The following is a 1,023-nucleotide window of genomic DNA, read 5'->3' as shown; positions in this document are numbered from 1 at the left end:
GTGCTCGGCTCCATCATGTCGCTGCGCCTGATGGAGCGCGTACGGCGCCGAGTCATGGTCATGACTGGTTATGTGTCGACCGCGTTTTTCCACGTGCTGATTGCGGGCGCATCCATACTGCTGCCCGCCGATAACGCGGCGCGCCCCTGGATTCTGCTGGTGCTCATCGTCTGCTTTGTGGGTGCGATGCAGACCTGCCTGAACGTGTCGACGTGGGTGATTATGAGTGAACTGTTCCCGCTGCATGTGCGTGCGGCGGGTATGGGCATTTCGGCGTTTAGCGGCTGGATGATGAACGGTGTGCTGTCGTTGGCGTTCCCTGTGATTCTGGGTGCGGTCGGTCTGACCGGCTCCTTCATTGGCTTTGCCGTGGTGAACGTGGTCATTGCGCTGCTGATGTTCCGCAACCTGCCAGAGACTCGCGGCGTGAGCCTGGAGCAGGTGGAGCGTGGCGTGATGGACGGTAGCATCTACCCCTTCGCACGCGGGCGCTAGACCCGGGGGTAGAAACGCATGAGGCGGGCGGTCCCTGACCCGGCCCTCGCCTTACCCGAAGTCGTTCGTTGAATGAGAAAACAAGGAACGCCTATCCTGCGCAACCAGCCCTTAAGTGATACGGTCAAAGAACTAACAACTAATAATGGCTACACATGCTCGAATGCACGCCCGACCCTGCCCTATGTGCATCGCCCGGACCCCTGCATCCAGCACACCACAACTCTATTACGAATACGGGTGAACAATGACTGAGAACGTACACAACGACTGGGACCTCCGAAGCGAAGAAGTGCAGAAAGACCAGGTAGCTGCCTACGACGCAATGCGCCGCCGCTGCCCCGTCGCCCACGATGAATTCATGGGCTACTCCGTCTTCAAAAATGCCGACGTACAGCACGTACTTGATCACCCCGAAATCTACTCCAATGTCGTCTCCACCCGCCACATCGCCGTCCCCAACGGCATGGACGCACCCGAACACACCACCTTCCGCACCGTCAACGACAAGTACTTCACCCCCGAACG

General features: G+C 59.0%; 1 protein-coding gene and 1 pseudogene. Both read left to right on the top strand.

Annotation, left to right across the window (positions count from 1 at the left end):
• A partial coding sequence (locus tag O3648_RS08370) for an MFS transporter (RefSeq protein WP_371569590.1) occupies window positions 1-495 on the top strand: 495 nt, incomplete at its 5' end.
• 247 nt (window positions 496-742) lie between these two features.
• A pseudogene (locus O3648_RS08365) lies at window positions 743-1,023 on the top strand (cytochrome P450); the annotation flags it as partial.

The organism is Rothia sp. 27098_8_161 (assembly GCF_041432905.1).
Classification (GTDB): domain Bacteria; phylum Actinomycetota; class Actinomycetes; order Actinomycetales; family Micrococcaceae; genus Rothia.
This window is presented reverse-complemented; position numbering and strand designations above follow the sequence as displayed.